This is a genomic window from Pseudomonas sp. R2-60-08W (genome assembly GCF_003852335.1).
GTDB lineage: Bacteria > Pseudomonadota > Gammaproteobacteria > Pseudomonadales > Pseudomonadaceae > Aquipseudomonas.
In genome coordinates, this window is record NZ_CP027731.1 from 4,358,384 (window position 1) to 4,375,673 (window position 17,290).

The window sequence follows — 17,290 nt, forward strand, 5'->3', positions numbered from 1 at the left end:
AGCAGCTCGAAATTCAAGCGTTTTATTGCTAGCACAGCGTGGAACCAACCGATTATCAGTAGACCAAACCGCTCACGCGGATGGCAGCTGTTTTTCATCCAAGTCATGGAAAACGGTACGGGTGTTGCAGGAAAGCCTGGCACTCGCAATCAAATATAGAACGTGGAGACAACCCCCCATGCAAACCGACACAACTCGCGAGAACCCGCAGGGCTCCGTGCCGCAGGCCGCTGATTCGAATATGGATCTGGCCGCCACTGCACCTGGCCAATTGCGCGTGATCAAGCGTAACGGCACTGTCGTTCCTTACACCGATGACAAAATCACCGTCGCCATCACCAAAGCGTTTCTTGCAGTTGAAGGCGGCACCGCTGCCGCCTCGTCGCGCATCCATGACACGGTTGCACGCCTGACCGAACAAGTGACTGCGACCTTCAAGCGTCGCATGCCATCGGGCGGCACTATCCACATCGAAGAAATCCAGGACCAGGTCGAACTGGCCCTGATGCGTGCCGGCGAGCAGAAAGTTGCCCGTGACTACGTGATCTACCGTGATTCCCGGGCCAAGGAACGTGCCGTGCACGCGCCGGCCGCCGAATCCGTCCAGGCGCATCCTTCGATCCGCATCACCCTGGCCGATGGCAGCTTTGCGCCGCTGGACCTGGGCCGCCTCAACACCATCATTACCGAGGCCTGCGAAGGCCTGGAAGAAGTCGACGGCGACCTGATCCAGCGCGAAACCCTGAAGAACCTGTACGACGGCGTGGCCCTGACCGACGTCAACACCGCCCTGGTGATGACTGCCCGTACCCTGGTCGAGCGTGAGCCGAACTACTCGTTCGTCACCGCGCGCCTGCTGATGGACACCCTGCGCGCCGAAGGCCTGGGTTTCCTGGGCGTGGCCGACAGCGCCACCCACCACGAGATGGCTGACCTGTACGCCAAGGCGCTGCCCGCCTACATCGCCAAGGGTATCGAATTCGAATTGCTGAACCCGATCCTGGCCACCTTCGACCTGGAAAAACTCGGCAAGGCGATCAACCACGAGCGCGACCAGCAGTTCACCTACCTGGGCCTGCAAACCCTGTACGACCGTTACTTCATCCACAAGGACGGTATCCGCTTCGAACTGCCGCAAGTGTTCTTCATGCGCGTGGCCATGGGCCTGGCGATCGAAGAGAAACATAAAGAAGACCGTGCGATCGAGTTCTACAACCTGTTGTCGTCCTTCGACTACATGTCGTCCACGCCGACCCTGTTCAACGCCGGTACCCTGCGTCCACAGCTGTCGAGCTGCTACCTGACCACCGTGCCGGATGACCTGTCGGGCATCTACCACGCGATCCACGACAACGCCATGCTGTCCAAATTCGCCGGTGGCCTGGGTAACGACTGGACGCCGGTGCGTGCACTGGGTTCGTACATCAAGGGCACCAATGGTAAATCCCAGGGCGTCGTGCCGTTCCTCAAAGTAGTGAACGATACCGCCGTAGCCGTAAACCAGGGCGGCAAGCGCAAAGGCGCTGTGTGTGCCTACCTGGAAACCTGGCACATGGACATTGAAGAGTTCATCGAGCTGCGCAAGAACACCGGTGATGATCGTCGTCGTACCCACGACATGAACACCGCCAACTGGATCCCTGACCTGTTCATGAAGCGTGTCTTCGATGACGGCAAGTGGACCCTGTTCTCGCCATCCGAAGTTCCGGACCTGCACGACCTGACCGGCAAGGCCTTCGAAGAGCGCTATGAGTACTACGAAGCCCTCACCGAGTACCCAGGCAAGGTCAAGCTGTTCAAGACCATCCAGGCCAAAGACCTGTGGCGCAAAATGCTGTCCATGCTGTTCGAAACCGGCCACCCATGGCTGACCTTCAAAGACCCGTGCAACCTGCGCAGCCCGCAGCAGCACGTCGGCGTGGTCCACAGCTCGAACCTGTGCACCGAGATCACCTTGAACACCAACAAGGACGAGATCGCCGTTTGCAACCTGGGCTCGATCAACCTGCCGAATCATATCGTCAACGGCAAGCTGGACACCGCCAAGCTGGAACGCACTGTCAACACCGCCGTACGCATGCTCGATAACGTGATCGACATCAACTACTACTCGGTGCCACAGGCGCAGAACTCCAACTTCAAGCACCGTCCGGTCGGCCTGGGCATCATGGGCTTCCAGGACGCCTTGTACCTGCAGCACATTCCTTACGGTTCCGATGCTGCCGTCGAGTTCGCCGACAAGTCCATGGAAGCGGTCAGTTACTACGCAATCCAGGCGTCCTGCGACCTGGCCGACGAGCGCGGTGCCTACGAGACGTTCCAGGGTTCGCTATGGTCCAAGGGCATCCTGCCGCTGGATTCGCAACAGATCCTGATCGAGCAACGTGGCCAGAAGTACATCGATGTTGACCTGGAAGAATCCCTGGACTGGGCGCCAGTACGTGCCCGTGTGCAGAAAGGTATTCGTAACTCCAACATCATGGCCATCGCACCGACCGCGACCATCGCCAACATCACTGGCGTTTCGCAGTCGATCGAACCGACCTATCAGAACCTGTATGTGAAATCGAACCTGTCGGGCGAATTCACCGTGATCAACCCGTACCTGGTCCGCGACCTGAAAGCCCGCGGCCTGTGGGACTCGGTGATGATCAACGACCTGAAGTACTACGATGGTTCGGTGCAGCAGATCGAGCGCATCCCGCAGGAACTCAAAGAGCTCTACGCCACTGCGTTCGAAGTGGACACCAAGTGGATCGTTGACGCCGCCAGCCGTCGTCAGAAGTGGATCGACCAGGCGCAGTCCCTGAACCTGTACATCGCCGGCGCTTCGGGCAAGAAGCTCGACGTGACCTACCGCATGGCCTGGTACCGTGGCCTGAAAACCACGTACTACCTCCGTGCCCTGGCCGCGACCAGCACCGAGAAGTCGACCATCAACACCGGTAAGCTCAACGCTGTTTCCAGCGGCAACCATGGTGATGATTCGGTACTCGCTGCGCCTGCCGGCCCGGCACCGGTGCCGAAGGCTTGTGCGATTGACGAGCCGGATTGCGAAGCTTGCCAATAAGCTGAGCCGACCCTGGGTTTAACAGCTCAAGGTTGTAAGGCCCCCGATGCGCTTTCAGTGTATCGGGGGCTTTTTTCATTCAACAAAATATTCCCTAGAACAATATGGTCGCAATACCCGACTGGGGCACACCGCCGCGGCGCCCCCACAGTTCAATCCTGCCGTTGATCACGGCCATTGAGTGACCGCCGTACTCTACGGTTCCTACCTTGCTATTTCTCAAGTCGGCATCGGTCGCAGGCCGGTAATGACCTTTCAGACCCAAGCGGTCAAGACCCTCGCGTGAATACTCACCGTTGTTAAGGCTGTTCATCGCAGCCTGAAAGCTGCGCCCGGCGGTGCCATCATTGTTTTCCATCTGCGCCCGCTTGGCACTCGCGGCGTACATAAAATTGGCATTTGTCATCATCGCGGGGTCATCGCCCTTGAAACGAGCGTGTGTCGCCGCCTGCCTCACCTCATCCTTGGTCAGTGAAAGCTTGAAGCCATCTCGCATCGTGACGTCATACCCCTTGCTCGTCTCTTTAACGTCCTTGAAGACGTCTGTAGGTTTTTGACCGAACTGCATCATGGCGGCTTTTATGGCAGAAACGGTGACACAGTTACCATCAGGTCCTTGGCTGAAACCGCTCCAGATATTGTCGGGTTTCTTCCCGGGATTACTGTTGTCGGGCTTGTAATTGAAATGCCTCGAGCCTTCGGTGATTGGCTTGTTACTCGTAGACTCGCTGGGCCCGAACCCACCCGGGTTGACTCTACGTCCACCCCCACCGCCTCCACGGCCGCCTGGCGGCGTGGGCGATGGCGCGGGTGGCGTTACATCTTCATCGGGAAACAACTCCTTCAACAGCCGCCGTAGAAATTCGAGAAACTTGTCATCGTTGTTGTCGATGAGCTTGTTAAGCATCTCCTCGAGTTTTTTATCACCCAGCTGTTCACGCAGCTTGTTCAATTTATCCCGGGCGTCTTGCACCGCTTGCGTCTTACCTGTTTGCTGCGCATCAAACATGTCGTTGAGCAGCTTCCTGACTGCGGCTACCTCGTCAGCCGGCGTGGCGGATGCCTGCCTGTGCGCGCCCCTGGGCCCAAGAACTGCGCGCCCTGCCTCTGGACCGAAAACCCCTGAACACCACATACCGCGCCCCCATGATTGGTGAACCTCTCAGGCTCTGGTCCGATCAGTGGCAAGACGGGTACGGTGCGTTCCTCGCCAAACAATTCAGCGCATAACCTTATGGGTCGGCGGATGTTTTCTTACACGCACAAAAAAGCCCCTCTTACGAGGGGCTTCTTGTGGAGCGCTAACGCATCACGTCATCTGAATGATGGTCTGCATGATGGTGCTCTGGGTGGAGATGGTTTTGGCGTTCGCCTGGTAGTTGCTTTGGGCCTTGATCAGGTCCACCAGTTCGTTGGTCAGGTTGACGTTGGAGTTCTCCAGGGAGTTGGCCACGATCGAACCCAGTGTGCCGGCTTGCGGAGTGTCGTACCCAGGCTGGCCCGAAGCGAAGGTCTCTTTCCAGGTGGTGCTGCCGCCGGGTTGCAGGCCTTGTTCGTTGTTGAAGCTGGCCAGCGAAATCTGGCCGATGGCCTTGCTCTGCTGGTTGCTGAAGGTGGCGAACATTACGCCGTTGCCGTCGATCTTCAGGCCGGTGATCTGGCCGGTGGCATAGCCATCGGTGACCGGAGGGTTACGGTAGGTGGCCGAATTGTATTGGGTAATGTTGGCCATGTTGACGGCAATCCCGCCCGGGTTGGCGTTCGCGCCGTTAGCCTTCCACACACCATTAGTCACTGTGCCCGGCACCCAGCCTGCAACGGTGAGCGTCTTATCGGACACACCACCGGTCACCACGCTGGTGAGTTTGCCCGCGCCATCGAAGGTCAATGTCGACGCCACAGGGGGGGTCGATGGGGTGCCCGTCGGTGCCGAACCATCAGGATTGCGACCGTCGATCAGGGTGTAGGCATTCCATTTGTTGCCGTCGGTTTTCACCAGGTACTGCACCATTGGGTGCGCGTTGCCCTGGGAGTCGTACAAAGTGGTGCTGTATTGAGTGGTGAAGGTATCGGTCTTGGTGGGGTCGAACGGCTTGGCCGTTTGGTCGATCACCGGCTCCGAGGAATTCAGGTTACTGGTGGAGTCCACCTTGGTGGACGCCTTGGGCGGCAGGTTAGTCAGGTTCAGTTGCAGGTCGGTGAGCCCGCCCTTGATGATCTTGCCGTCATCATCCGCCGCGTAACCCTGCAGGCGCGAGGTACCCGTGTTGTTGGTGATGAAGCCGTCTTTGTCGGCACGGAAGGCACCGCTGCGGGTGTACTCCAGCGAACCGTCGCTGCCCTTCTGTACGAAGAAGCCACCGCCCTGGATCGCCATGTCCAGGATACCGCCGCTGCCGTTGACGTCACCCTGGGTGAATTGCTGGGATACCGCCGCCAGGTTCACACCATTGCCGATGCTGTTCTGGCCGGTGCCCAGTTTGGACGCTGCGTAGATATCCGCGAACTCTGCACGAGACGACTTGAAACCCGTGGTCGCGACGTTGGCGATGTTGTTGCCGGTCACGTCCAGTTGTTTGTTGGCCGCATAGAGGCCGCTAAGGCCGATATTAAAAGACATGTTTCTCTCCCTCTGCCGTATTTAGCCGGCTCTATGTACCGATAGTCTGAATTTGCGACAGCTTGACGCTGCCCATGCCGCCTGCCAGGTTCAGCAGCATCTCGCCGCCGGTCTTGCTCAGCGTCACGCTGGTGACGGTTGCCGGCAGCGAAGTGGCCAGGGCAACCGCGTCGCCCTTGTCATTCTTGGTGGAGGCCGCGAAGGTGTAAGTACCGGCTGAAGCCACCTCACCCGCTTCGTTCTTGCCATCCCAGATAAAGTCCGAAACCCCTGCGCTTTGGGCGCCCAGATCGAGGGTGCGCACCACGTTGCCGTCTTTATCGGTGATCTTGACCGAGACGTTGCCCGTCGCCGCTGTCACCGCCACCGAACCGGTCATGCTCTTGCTGGTATCGACCAGCGCCTTGTCGGTCTGGGTGATGATCGAGCGTCCGACCAGCGACGAAGCCTGCAGCGCCTGGGAAGAACTGAAGTTGCTCGAGATGTTATTCACCGAGTCATTCAGGGTGTTGATGCCTTCCAGGCTGCTGAACTGCGCCAGCTGGGCCACGAACGCACCGTTATCCTGTGGCGACAAGGGGTTCTGGTTTTTCAGCTGGGTCACCAGCAATTGCAGGAATGCATCCTTGCCGAGGGCCTGGTCGCCGGTGGCGGCCTTGGAAACATTCGCTACATTGTTTGAAGCGTCCTTGACCTTGGAATTGAAGAGGTCCTGGACTGCCGTATTGTTCGACGTATCAACGATGGCCATTATTTGGCGCCCCTTATCACTGACCCAGGGTCAGGACCTTCTGCATCATGGTTTTGGCGGTGTTCATCATTTCCGCGTTGGTCTGGAACGAGCGACTGGCGGAAATCATGTCGGCCATTTCCTCGACCACATTGACGTTGGGGTAATAGACGTAACCCTTTTCGTTCGCCGCCGGATGGTTGGGCTCGTAACGCGCTTCGAGGTTGCTCTGGTCTTCGACCACGCCCAGCACCTGTACGCCTTGACCGGCGGCATCCTGGTTCTGGAACAACGAATCACTGCCACCGCTCTGGCCGCCCTGGAACATGGTGGCGAATACTGGATGCCGGGCGCGGTAAGTCTGGTCAATGCTCGAAGACACAGTCTCGGCGTTGGCGATGTTACTGGCGACGGTGTTCAAACGCGTGGTCTGCGCGCTCATGCCACTGCCGGCAATATTGAAAACACTGGACAGGGACATGGCTTATTCTCCACGCAGGGCTGACATCAGCCCTTTGAATTTGCTGTTGAGCAGGGTAAAGCTGGCCTGGAAATTCACCGAGTTTTCGGCGTAGTTCGATTGTTCCAGCTGGGCATCGACGGTGTTCTGGTCGATCGATGGCTGCATTGGCGTGCGATACAGCAGCGACTCGTCACCACTGCTCAGGCCTTGCGCTTCGATATGACGGCTGTTGGTCATGTTCAAGGCGAAGGTGCCGTTCTTGGTCTTGTCCTGCTGCGCGGCGAGCACGGCGGAGAAGTCCAGATCCCGAGCCTTGTAGTTCGGGGTATCGGCGTTGGCAATGTTGTTGGCCAGGACTTCGGCACGCTGGGCGCGGAAGCCCAGGGCTTGTTCGTGGATACCGAGCGCTTTATCGAAGCTGATGCTCATGGCGGAAACCTTTAGGCTGACCTGCTATTCGTTAACAGGGCTATAGCAAGGTGCATGCCAATCTGCGGGGGTCCCGTATATCAAGGGCTGGCGGGGAGGTTGCCGGCGGCAATGCCAGAAAAGCGGCAAGTACTTTCCGCGTGGCGCCAGTAAAGCGGCAATACAATTTGCCGCTTCCGGTGGGATGGTGGCAAACAAATGTGGGAGGGGGCTTGCCCCCGATAGCGATGTGTCATGTCATGAATAGCTGACTGACCCACCGCCATCGGGAGCAAGCCCCCTCCCACATTTTTACCGCGTAAACTTTGTTATTTGGCCTGGTAGATGATTCCCGGGCTGCACTGCACCATCTGGTAGTGATCCGGCAATCCGTTCAAGGCTTCCGAAGCGCCGAGGAACAGATACCCGCCACGCTTGAGCGTGCCATGGATGCGCAACAGGATGTCCTTCTTCACTTCGGCCGAGAAATAAATCAGCACGTTGCGGCAGAACACCATGTCGAACTTGCCCAGGCTGGCGTAGCTGTCGAGCAGGTTGAACGAGCGAAACTCCACGCGATTCTTGATCGGCGCCTTGATCGCCCAGCGCCCTGCCCCTTTCGGATCAAAGTAGCGCTGCAGACGCTCCGGGGACAAACCCCGGCCCAGGGCCAGGCTGTCGTATTCACCCGTCTTGCAGTTGGTGAGCATGGTGCCGGACAAGTCGGTCGCCACGATTTGCGCGCCGGCCTTTAACTGTCCCATGTTGGTCCGTTCGAACTCGTCGATGGACATCGAGATCGAATACGGTTCCTGTCCGGAAGAGCACGCCGCCGACCAGATACGCAGGCGCTGGCCCGGGCTGGCCTTGATGGCCGCCGGCAGCACTTTGTTCTTGAGCACCTCAAACGGGTAGGTATCGCGAAACCACAGGGTTTCGTTAGTGGTCATGGCATCGACCACCATCTCCTTGAGCCCGCTGCGCGGCTGCCCCTGGATCCGCTGGACCAACTCACCCAGGGACTTGATGCCCTGCTGTTCCATCAGTTTGTTGAGACGGCTGGATACCAGGTATTGCTTGTTTTCACCGAGCAATATGCCACAGGCTTTTTCCAGGAAGACCCGGAACTGTTCGAAATCCAAATTACCCGTAGACAATGATACCGCCTCTTAAATCGTGTGACCGCCAGGGGAAATCCCCCTAGCCGTGATCTGCTGCCTTGATCCGGTCGACTACCCGGGATGCGAGGTCATCAGGCCGGAATTTAGCCAGGAAGTCATCTGCGCCGACCTTCTTGACCATTGCCTGATTGAATACCCCCGACAACGAAGTATGCAGGATGATATGTAATTTTTGCATGCGTGGATCGTTGCGTATTTCAGCTGTAAGGGTATAGCCGTCCATTTCCGGCATTTCAATGTCGGAGATCATCATCAGAAATTCTTCTTCCGGCTTCTTGCCCTCATCGACCAACTTGCGCAGGTAATCCAAGGCTTGGCGCCCGTCATTGAGGGCCACCACATCGACGCCGATGGTTTGCAGGCAACGCGTGACCTGCTTGCGGGCGACAGAGGAGTCGTCCACGGTCAACACGCGCAGGGACACCGCCTTGTGCGCTGTCTCGGCATCCACCACACCGACCGAAATGGTCTCCGACGTGGGCGCGACTTCGGCGAGAATTTTCTCTACGTCGATGATTTCCACCAACTGGTTATCAACCCGCGTCACGGCCGTCAGGTAATGATCGCGCCCGGTGCCCTTGGGCGGCGGATGGATCTCTTCCCAGTTCATATTGACGATACGTTCCACCGAGCGCACCAGGAACCCCTGGGTCTTGGTGTTGTATTCGGTAATGATAACGAACGGGTTCTGACGGTCCTGCAAACCAGCGGAGCCGGTGGCCATTGCCAAATCAAGAATCGGAATGGTCGCGCCACGGATATTGGCTACGCCGCACACCACCGGGCTGGATTTAGGCATGATCGTCAGCTTGGGGCACTGCAACACTTCCCGCACTTTGAACACGTTAATGCCGTACAGCTGCTTGCCGTCCAGGCGAAATAGCAACAACTCCAGGCGATTCTGCCCTACCAGCTGTGTGCGCTGGTTTACTGAATCCATTACTCCTGCCATGCCCAGACTCCTAAATCCCAGAGGTACGATGCGTACCCAACACTAAACGGCACGAGCTTTGCTAAGTTTTGCTATTCGGTTGGCTTTGGATATTAAAATGACAGTTTCCCGACATCCCTGCCGCCCAAAGTACCGCAGACTGCTCTGCGCCGCGATGGCGCTGCTTGTCTGGGGCGTGGGCGTCGCGGCTCGTGCCGACAACGTCACCCTGCCTGATCTACTTATCGGCGTCACCCAGGGCTTTCTTGAATTCACTGTAGAAGATTATCTGGCAACCACCCAGACACCGGGCCGCTATGAAATCCAGGTCAACCCATTGGACCCGCGCCTGCGCCTGCCAATGTGCGACAAGGAATTGACAGCCACCCTGGAAAGTCCCGCCCAGCCCATCGGTCGGGTAACCGTTAAAGTCCGCTGTGAGAGCGCCTCCCCCTGGACGGTGTTTGTGCCGGCCCAGGTCAAATTGTTCCGCGACGTGGTCGTGGTGGCGCGCCCTTTGAAGCGCACCGGCATTATTGGCTATGACGATGTTGTGCTGCGTGAGCGGGATATCAGCCTGATCAATCAGGGTTACCTGACCTCCCTGGACCAGGCTATCGGGCAGCGACTCACCCGACCAATGGTCACCGATCAGGTGATCACGCTGGTGCATCTGGAGCAGGCGGAAGTGATTCGCAAGGGTGACCAAGTGGTGATTTCCGCCAGCAGCGGCGGGTTGAACGTAAGAATGCCGGGGGAAGCGCTGTCCAATGGCGGTATGAGCGAACAGATCCGGGTCAAGAACCTCAACTCCAACCGTGTGATCAAGGCGCGGGTGACGGCCCCCGGCCAAGTCGAGGTGGCGCTATAGATGACTGGAATCAATTGCCCGCTTTTCCTACACTGTGGGTTGGATGCCGCGCCGTACAGGTTTATTGTCACTAAAGCCTAAAGTTTGTTTGGGTATGGCCGAAAACATGGCAAGCGTCCACTACCCAGAGGTTTTTTTATCATGGTCATTGATTTCAATCGTTTGAACAGCACTCAGCCCTTACCAGGCAATACGCGCACCAACGGTACCAAGGACAGCGTAGAAGCCAAGTCTCAGCCCCTGCCCGCCAAGGCAGAGCAAGCGGGCGCGAGCCAAAGTGGGGAATCGGTACACCTGAGCAATGAGGCTCAACAGTTGCAGAAGGTCACTGACTCGCTGCGCGATCAACCGATTGTCAATAAAGCCCGTGTGGCCGAGTTGAAACAGGCAATCGCCGATGGCACTTATACGGTCGACAGCAACCGTGTAGCCAGCAAGCTGCTTAACTTCGAAGCCGAGCGCTAGGCAAAGGCCTGCGCTGGGCTTCTGGACGCTTAAAACCCAAGGCCAGCCATGCACCACGACGAACATTTGCTTCAACTGATCATTGATGATCTGGCGCCGACGCAGCAATTGCTCGAGCTGCTCAAAGAGGAATCCCTGGCCCTGTATGGCCGGGATATGCCTTTGCTCGAAGAAATACTGGCGCGCAAACAGTCGCTGATTGTGCTGCTCGAACAGCACGGCAAGAAGCGCAGCGAAATCCTCACCAGCCTGGGCCTGCCCGCCGATCACGACGGCCTGGCACAGCTGGCGAGTCATTCTTCGGTCGGCGATCAATTGCTGGCGCAAAGCAAAGAACTCAATCAGTTGCTCGCCCAGTGCCAGGAAGCCAATCTGCTCAACGGCCAGTCGATCCAGCTTCAGCAAGCCACCACCGCCAACCAGTTACGCATCCTTCACGGCGGCGAGCCACCGGCCCTGTATAACGCCCAAGGTTCCACTTCACGCCTGGTCAAGCCAAGCACCCGCAGCCAAGCCTGACGCCGGTTTACAGCGCGAGCTATCCAAGGTGCGCTACATACTGGCAAAATGCCGGTTCTTGCGTGTAGTCGTATTTTGCCTGGAGATGGAACAACCGTGTTCAACGCCCTTAATGCGGAAGATGCACCGCAGCCACCGAAGGTCCTCACCACGCCTCTGGAAATCGCCAGCACTTTGCGAATGCTCCAGGAAAGCCATGATCCATTGATCATCACTTTCCACGAACGCAGCCAACGTTTCCAAAGCTATCTGGTGGATATCGATCGGGATAACAAAACGCTGGCACTGGACGAAATGATCCCGCGCGATGGTGAACGTTACCTGGAAAATGGCGAGCCCTTCCGCATCGAGGGTTTCCATGATGGCGTGCGGGTCGCCTGGGAAAGTAACGGCACGCTGAGCGTCAGCGAAAAAGACGGCCACCGCATTTACACTGGCGGCATGCCCGGCGAGGTGGTTTACCATCAACGTCGTAACGCATTTCGCGCTGCATTGAAGCTGGCGCAATTGGTGAACATCGAACTGGGCGGCGAGAAGCTCAAGGCACCGTTCAATGGCAAGCTGCTGGATATCTCGGCCACCGGATGCAAATTGCGCTTTGAAGGCGACATTTCCGACCGCTTGCAACTGGGCCAAGTCTATGACCGCTTTGTCGCCGCGCTGCCGTTCGGCAACATGACCACCGCTGTCGAGCTGCGTTACCTGCATTTCGAAGACAAGATCAACACCACCTTCGCGGGTGTGCGTTTCCATAACATGAGCGGCCTGGTGCAGCGCCAGGTGGAGCGTTTTGTGTATCAACTGCAGCGCGAAGCTCGACGCTTCGACAAGGATGACGATTTTTAAGCCTTGGACGCAGCTGTAAAAAAACGGGCAGATCCTGATAGGATCTGCCCGTTTTTTTCGTTCAGGGGCGTGCCCTGCTCAAATCATGGGGATGATCGTCCGGGTCAGTTGACTCCGGTGGCGTCTGCGCAGCCGGCTCGTCCACCGTGGGTTCGGGCTCTGGCTCAGGAACAGTGGCCTGCATCTGCTCCTGTACCACCTGCTCATCTACCCGTGGGTCAAGGGCGGCCACCAACGGCGAACTGGACATGCTGTCAGGCATCGCCACGTGATGCAGCGGCGCATCGTCTACCTGGTGCAGGTTAGTCACCGCCTTCGGCCGAATACGCCATACCAGGATCAACGCACACAAACTGAAGAAGGCGTACAGCATCTGGCTGCCGAACAGCTTCATCAGCACGCCCGCCAGAAGCGGCCCGATACTGGCCCCAATGCCGTAAGTCACCAGCAACATAGCGGTCAGCGACACCCTGCGATCACCTTCCACATGATCGTTGGAAAACGCCACTGCCAACGGGTAAAGACAAAACTGCACGAGTGAACATAGGAAGCCCGCCACGAACAGCATTTCCAGAGGGACCTGGGTCATGATCGCCAAGGGCAGCGCGGCTACGGCCAAGCACAAGGCAAAGCAGCGAATCAGCAGTGCGCGGTCATAGCGGTCCGACAACCAGCCCAGCGGCCACTGCACGAGCAGTCCCGCGAAAATACAGGAGCCCATGAACAAACCGACCTGTTCGGTCGTCAACCCCTGCTGGGAGGCATAGAGCGGTGCCAAGCCGTAGAACGAGCCGACGATCAGCCCTGCCCCCAGCACTGTGCTGAGCGACTGGGGCACACGCTTGATAAAGAAACGCGGCTCCATCGGCGCCGGATGCAACGGCGCCGGGTGAATGCGGCGGGTCATGGCTACCGGCACCAGGCAGAGGGCGAAGCACAGCGCCACCAGCATCAGCAGTTCAAGACCCAGGTGGGGATGCATGACCAGGATCAGCTGGCCCAGCACCAGACCGAGGTAAGAGGCGATCATGTAGCCGCTGAACACTACGCCGCGCTGCTTGGCATCGGCCTGCTCGTTGAGCCAGCTTTCGATGACCATGTACTGGCACATCATCCCCAGGCCCACGATCACCCGCAATACGATCCACGCCGGTAGCCAGTCGATCAAGCCATGACCCAGCACGGCCGCGCCGACGATACCGGCGCAGGTCGCGTAGGCGCGTATATGGCCGACACGCGCAATCAAACGGTGCCCGATCTTGCCACCCAGCACCAGGCCAAAGTAGTTGGCCGCCATCAGCGCACCGACCCACAGGCTATCGACGTTATCCGCCGCCAAACGCAAGGCCAGATAAGTACTGAGCAGGCCGGAGCCGATCAGCATCATCAGGGAGGCGAAATAGAGGGCTCGAAAAGATTTCCAGATTTGGCGCATCGGCGTTCCGAGCGGCTCCTTGCAGTGAGGGGACAGGGCTATCGGCATGATAGTCCGCAGTGGTCGGGTCCGGACAGGCGGCATGAGCCGTTTCCGGGATTATTTTGCTTAACCGTTCAGACGCTGTATGCGCGTCTGCGAGGTACATGAAGTGGAGATAAATATACAACGCACCACCTGTGAACCCTGATCATAGGCAAGGTTCGACTGGTCTTTGGGTAAATGCCATAAAAGGCCCGAATAGAGCGTTCTATAGGATATAGAGCCTTCCTGGTACGTTCGCGTCGGGGTTGGAGTTCTCGCGAGCAGGCTTGTGTCTGCAAGAGATGTGGGTTTCGACCGCGCAAAACAAAACCCCATCTGCTTTCGCAAATGGGGTTTCGGAATTTAATCTTGACGATGACCTACTCTCACATGGGGAAACCCCACACTACCATCGGCGATGCATCGTTTCACTACTGAGTTCGGGATGGGATCAGGTGGTTCCAATGCTCTATGGTCGTCAAGAAATTCGGGTACTGAGTCGTGGCCAGATGGCCTCGCTTCAGCAAATTGGGTATGGGATAGAAGTCGGTGTTTTGTGAGCCTCGAACTTTCGGTTCATTGCGTCTTCACACACCGCAATCTGTTGCTTCTGCTTTTTTAAAGTCAGGAGTAGTCAAATTGCTTGGGTGTTATATGGTCAAGCCTCACGGGCAATTAGTATTGGTTAGCTCAACGCCTCACAGCGCTTACACACCCAACCTATCAACGTCGTAGTCTTCGACGGCCCTTCAGGGGACTCAAGGTCCCAGTGAGATCTCATCTTGAGGCTAGTTTCCCGCTTAGATGCTTTCAGCGGTTATCTATTCCGAACATAGCTACCCGGCAATGCCACTGGCGTGACAACCGGAACACCAGAGGTTCGTCCACTCCGGTCCTCTCGTACTAGGAGCAGCCCCTCTCAAATCTCAAACGTCCACGGCAGATAGGGACCGAACTGTCTCACGACGTTCTAAACCCAGCTCGCGTACCACTTTAAATGGCGAACAGCCATACCCTTGGGACCGGCTTCAGCCCCAGGATGTGATGAGCCGACATCGAGGTGCCAAACACCGCCGTCGATATGAACTCTTGGGCGGTATCAGCCTGTTATCCCCGGAGTACCTTTTATCCGTTGAGCGATGGCCCTTCCATACAGAACCACCGGATCACTAAGACCTACTTTCGTACCTGCTCGACGTGTCTGTCTCGCAGTCAAGCGCGCTTTTGCCTTTATACTCTACGACCGATTTCCGACCGGTCTGAGCGCACCTTCGTACTCCTCCGTTACTCTTTAGGAGGAGACCGCCCCAGTCAAACTACCCACCATACACTGTCCTCGATCCGGATAACGGACCTGAGTTAGAACCTCAAAGTTGCCAGGGTGGTATTTCAAGGTTGGCTCCACGCGAACTGGCGTCCACGCTTCAAAGCCTCCCACCTATCCTACACAAGCAAATTCAAAGTCCAGTGCAAAGCTATAGTAAAGGTTCACGGGGTCTTTCCGTCTAGCCGCGGATACACTGCATCTTCACAGCGATTTCAATTTCACTGAGTCTCGGGTGGAGACAGCGCCGCCATCGTTACGCCATTCGTGCAGGTCGGAACTTACCCGACAAGGAATTTCGCTACCTTAGGACCGTTATAGTTACGGCCGCCGTTTACCGGGGCTTCGATCAAGAGCTTCGCGTTAGCTAACCCCATCAATTAACCTTCCGGCACCGGGCAGGCGTCACACCCTATACGTCCACTTTCGTGTTTGCAGAGTGCTGTGTTTTTAATAAACAGTCGCAGCGGCCTGGTATCTTCGACCGGCATGAGCTTACGGAGCAAGTCCTTCACCCTCACCGGCGCACCTTCTCCCGAAGTTACGGTGCCATTTTGCCTAGTTCCTTCACCCGAGTTCTCTCAAGCGCCTTGGTATTCTCTACCCAACCACCTGTGTCGGTTTGGGGTACGGTTCCTGGTTACCTGAAGCTTAGAAGCTTTTCTTGGAAGCATGGCATCAACCACTTCGTCGTCTAAAAGACAACTCGTCATCAGCTCTCGGCCTTAGAATCCCGGATTTACCTAAGATTCCAGCCTACCACCTTAAACTTGGACAACCAACGCCAAGCTGGCCTAGCCTTCTCCGTCCCTCCATCGCAATAACCAGAAGTACAGGAATATTAACCTGTTTTCCATCGACTACGCTTTTCAGCCTCGCCTTAGGGACCGACTAACCCTGCGTCGATTAACGTTGCGCAGGAAACCTTGGTCTTTCGGCGTGGGTGTTTTTCACACCCATTGTCGTTACTCATGTCAGCATTCGCACTTCTGATACCTCCAGCAAGCTTCTCAACTCACCTTCACAGGCTTACAGAACGCTCCTCTACCGCATCACTTACGTGATACCCGTAGCTTCGGTGTATGGTTTGAGCCCCGTTACATCTTCCGCGCAGGCCGACTCGACTAGTGAGCTATTACGCTTTCTTTAAAGGGTGGCTGCTTCTAAGCCAACCTCCTAGCTGTCTAAGCCTTCCCACATCGTTTCCCACTTAACCATAACTTTGGGACCTTAGCTGACGGTCTGGGTTGTTTCCCTTTTCACGACGGACGTTAGCACCCGCCGTGTGTCTCCCATGCTCGGCACTTGTAGGTATTCGGAGTTTGCATCGGTTTGGTAAGTCGGGATGACCCCCTAGCCGAAACAGTGCTCTACCCCCTACAGTGATACATGAGGCGCTACCTAAATAGCTTTCGAGGAGAACCAGCTATCTCCGAGCTTGATTAGCCTTTCACTCCGATCCACAGGTCATCCGCTAACTTTTCAACGGTAGTCGGTTCGGTCCTCCAGTTAGTGTTACCCAACCTTCAACCTGCCCATGGATAGATCGCCCGGTTTCGGGTCTATTCCCAGCGACTAGACGCCCTATTAAGACTCGCTTTCGCTACGCCTCCCCTATTCGGTTAAGCTCGCCACTGAAAATAAGTCGCTGACCCATTATACAAAAGGTACGCAGTCACCTAACAAAGTAGGCTCCCACTGCTTGTACGCATACGGTTTCAGGATCTATTTCACTCCCCTCTCCGGGGTTCTTTTCGCCTTTCCCTCACGGTACTAGTTCACTATCGGTCAGTCAGTAGTATTTAGCCTTGGAGGATGGTCCCCCCATATTCAGACAAAGTTTCTCGTGCTCCGTCCTACTCGATTTCATGACTAAGAGATTTTCGCGTACAGGGCTATCACCCACTATGGCCGCACTTTCCAGAGCGTTCCGCTAATCTCAAAGCCACTTAAGGGCTAGTCCCCGTTCGCTCGCCACTACTAAGGGAATCTCGGTTGATTTCTTTTCCTCAGGGTACTTAGATGTTTCAGTTCCCCTGGTTCGCTCCATACACCTATGTATTCAGTGTAAGGTAACCATCTTATGATGGCTGGGTTCCCCCATTCAGACATCTCCGGATCAAAGTCTGTTTGCCGACTCCCCGAAGCTTTTCGCAGGCTACCACGTCTTTCATCGCCTCTGACTGCCAAGGCATCCACCGTATGCGCTTCTTCACTTGACCATATAACCCCAAGCAATCTGGTTATACTGTGAAGACAACATTCGCCGAAAATTCGATCATACTCAATTAAGAGCGACTCACAAATTTTACCTTAGCCTGAGCCGTTACCAGTGAAAGTAACGTTCAGTCTATCTTTCTATCACATACCCAAATTTTTAAAGAACGAACTAGTCAAAGACTA

The 17,290-nt window shown here is 56.6% G+C and carries 13 protein-coding genes and 2 rRNA genes; 5 read left to right on the plus strand and 10 right to left on the minus strand.

What is annotated here, in order from left to right; genetic code table 11:
- Positions 1–178: 178 nt before the first annotated feature.
- On the plus strand, positions 179–3,070 hold the full coding sequence (locus tag C4J90_RS19790) for a ribonucleoside-diphosphate reductase subunit alpha (RefSeq protein WP_124364030.1): 2,892 nt from the start codon (positions 179–181) through the stop codon (positions 3,068–3,070).
- 94 nt (positions 3,071–3,164) lie between these two features.
- On the opposite strand, the gene C4J90_RS19795 is transcribed toward C4J90_RS19790, so the two are convergent.
- The 7 genes from C4J90_RS19795 to C4J90_RS19825 all read right to left on the minus strand — a co-directional run bounded on the left by C4J90_RS19795 (position 3,165) and on the right by C4J90_RS19825 (position 9,424).
- Complete coding sequence (locus C4J90_RS19795) at positions 3,165–4,205, minus strand: hypothetical protein (protein WP_124420636.1); 1,041 nt, start codon at positions 4,203–4,205, stop codon at positions 3,165–3,167.
- Between the two features lie 174 nt (positions 4,206–4,379).
- Positions 4,380–5,690, minus strand: coding sequence for a flagellar hook protein FlgE (gene flgE, locus C4J90_RS19800; protein ID WP_124364032.1), 1,311 nt, complete (start codon positions 5,688–5,690; stop codon positions 4,380–4,382).
- A 31-nt stretch (positions 5,691–5,721) separates the two neighbouring features.
- On the minus strand, positions 5,722–6,441 hold the full coding sequence (gene flgD, locus C4J90_RS19805; protein WP_124420637.1) for a flagellar hook assembly protein FlgD: 720 nt from the start codon (positions 6,439–6,441) through the stop codon (positions 5,722–5,724).
- 16 nt (positions 6,442–6,457) lie between these two features.
- Positions 6,458–6,901 carry a flagellar basal body rod protein FlgC gene (gene flgC / locus C4J90_RS19810; protein ID WP_024076985.1) on the minus strand — a complete coding sequence of 148 codons (444 nt, stop codon included), beginning with the start codon at positions 6,899–6,901 and terminating at the stop codon, positions 6,458–6,460.
- 3 nt (positions 6,902–6,904) lie between these two features.
- Positions 6,905–7,312 (minus strand): flagellar basal body rod protein FlgB, encoded by a 408-nt coding sequence (flgB, locus tag C4J90_RS19815; protein WP_057726450.1) that lies wholly within the window; start codon positions 7,310–7,312, stop codon positions 6,905–6,907.
- Positions 7,313–7,620: 308 nt separating this feature from the next.
- Positions 7,621–8,448 carry a protein-glutamate O-methyltransferase CheR gene (gene cheR / locus C4J90_RS19820; RefSeq protein ID WP_124364034.1) on the minus strand — a complete coding sequence of 276 codons (828 nt, stop codon included), beginning with the start codon at positions 8,446–8,448 and terminating at the stop codon, positions 7,621–7,623.
- A gap of 43 nt (positions 8,449–8,491) precedes the next feature.
- Positions 8,492–9,424, minus strand: a complete 933-nt coding sequence (locus tag C4J90_RS19825; RefSeq protein ID WP_124364035.1) for a chemotaxis protein CheV — start codon at positions 9,422–9,424, stop codon at positions 8,492–8,494.
- Between the two features lie 97 nt (positions 9,425–9,521).
- On the opposite strand from C4J90_RS19825, the gene flgA reads away from it, so the two are divergent.
- The 4 genes from flgA (at position 9,522) to C4J90_RS19845 (ending at position 12,104) form a co-directional block, all read left to right on the plus strand.
- Positions 9,522–10,274 (plus strand): flagellar basal body P-ring formation chaperone FlgA, encoded by a 753-nt coding sequence (gene flgA, locus C4J90_RS19830; RefSeq protein ID WP_177412834.1) that lies wholly within the window; start codon positions 9,522–9,524, stop codon positions 10,272–10,274.
- A 141-nt stretch (positions 10,275–10,415) separates the two neighbouring features.
- A complete protein-coding gene (flgM, locus tag C4J90_RS19835; RefSeq protein ID WP_124364037.1) occupies positions 10,416–10,739 on the plus strand; it encodes a flagellar biosynthesis anti-sigma factor FlgM in 324 nt (107 codons plus the stop codon).
- A gap of 48 nt (positions 10,740–10,787) precedes the next feature.
- Positions 10,788–11,258, plus strand: a complete 471-nt coding sequence (locus C4J90_RS19840; protein ID WP_124368049.1) for a flagella synthesis protein FlgN — start codon at positions 10,788–10,790, stop codon at positions 11,256–11,258.
- A 96-nt stretch (positions 11,259–11,354) separates the two neighbouring features.
- The gene (locus C4J90_RS19845; RefSeq protein ID WP_124364039.1) at positions 11,355–12,104 is read left to right on the plus strand and encodes a flagellar brake protein; all 750 of its coding nucleotides are present in this window, start codon (positions 11,355–11,357) and stop codon (positions 12,102–12,104) included.
- A 61-nt stretch (positions 12,105–12,165) separates the two neighbouring features.
- Here C4J90_RS19845 and C4J90_RS19850 read toward each other — a convergent pair whose 3' ends face one another.
- The 3 genes from C4J90_RS19850 to C4J90_RS19860 all read right to left on the minus strand — a co-directional run bounded on the left by C4J90_RS19850 (position 12,166) and on the right by C4J90_RS19860 (position 17,109).
- Positions 12,166–13,539 (minus strand): MFS transporter, encoded by a 1,374-nt coding sequence (locus tag C4J90_RS19850; RefSeq protein ID WP_124415406.1) that lies wholly within the window; start codon positions 13,537–13,539, stop codon positions 12,166–12,168.
- A gap of 391 nt (positions 13,540–13,930) precedes the next feature.
- Positions 13,931–14,046 (minus strand): 5S ribosomal RNA (rrf, locus tag C4J90_RS19855).
- Positions 14,047–14,217: 171 nt separating this feature from the next.
- Positions 14,218–17,109: ribosomal RNA gene (locus tag C4J90_RS19860) — 23S ribosomal RNA — on the minus strand.
- Positions 17,110–17,290 lie beyond the last annotated feature (181 nt).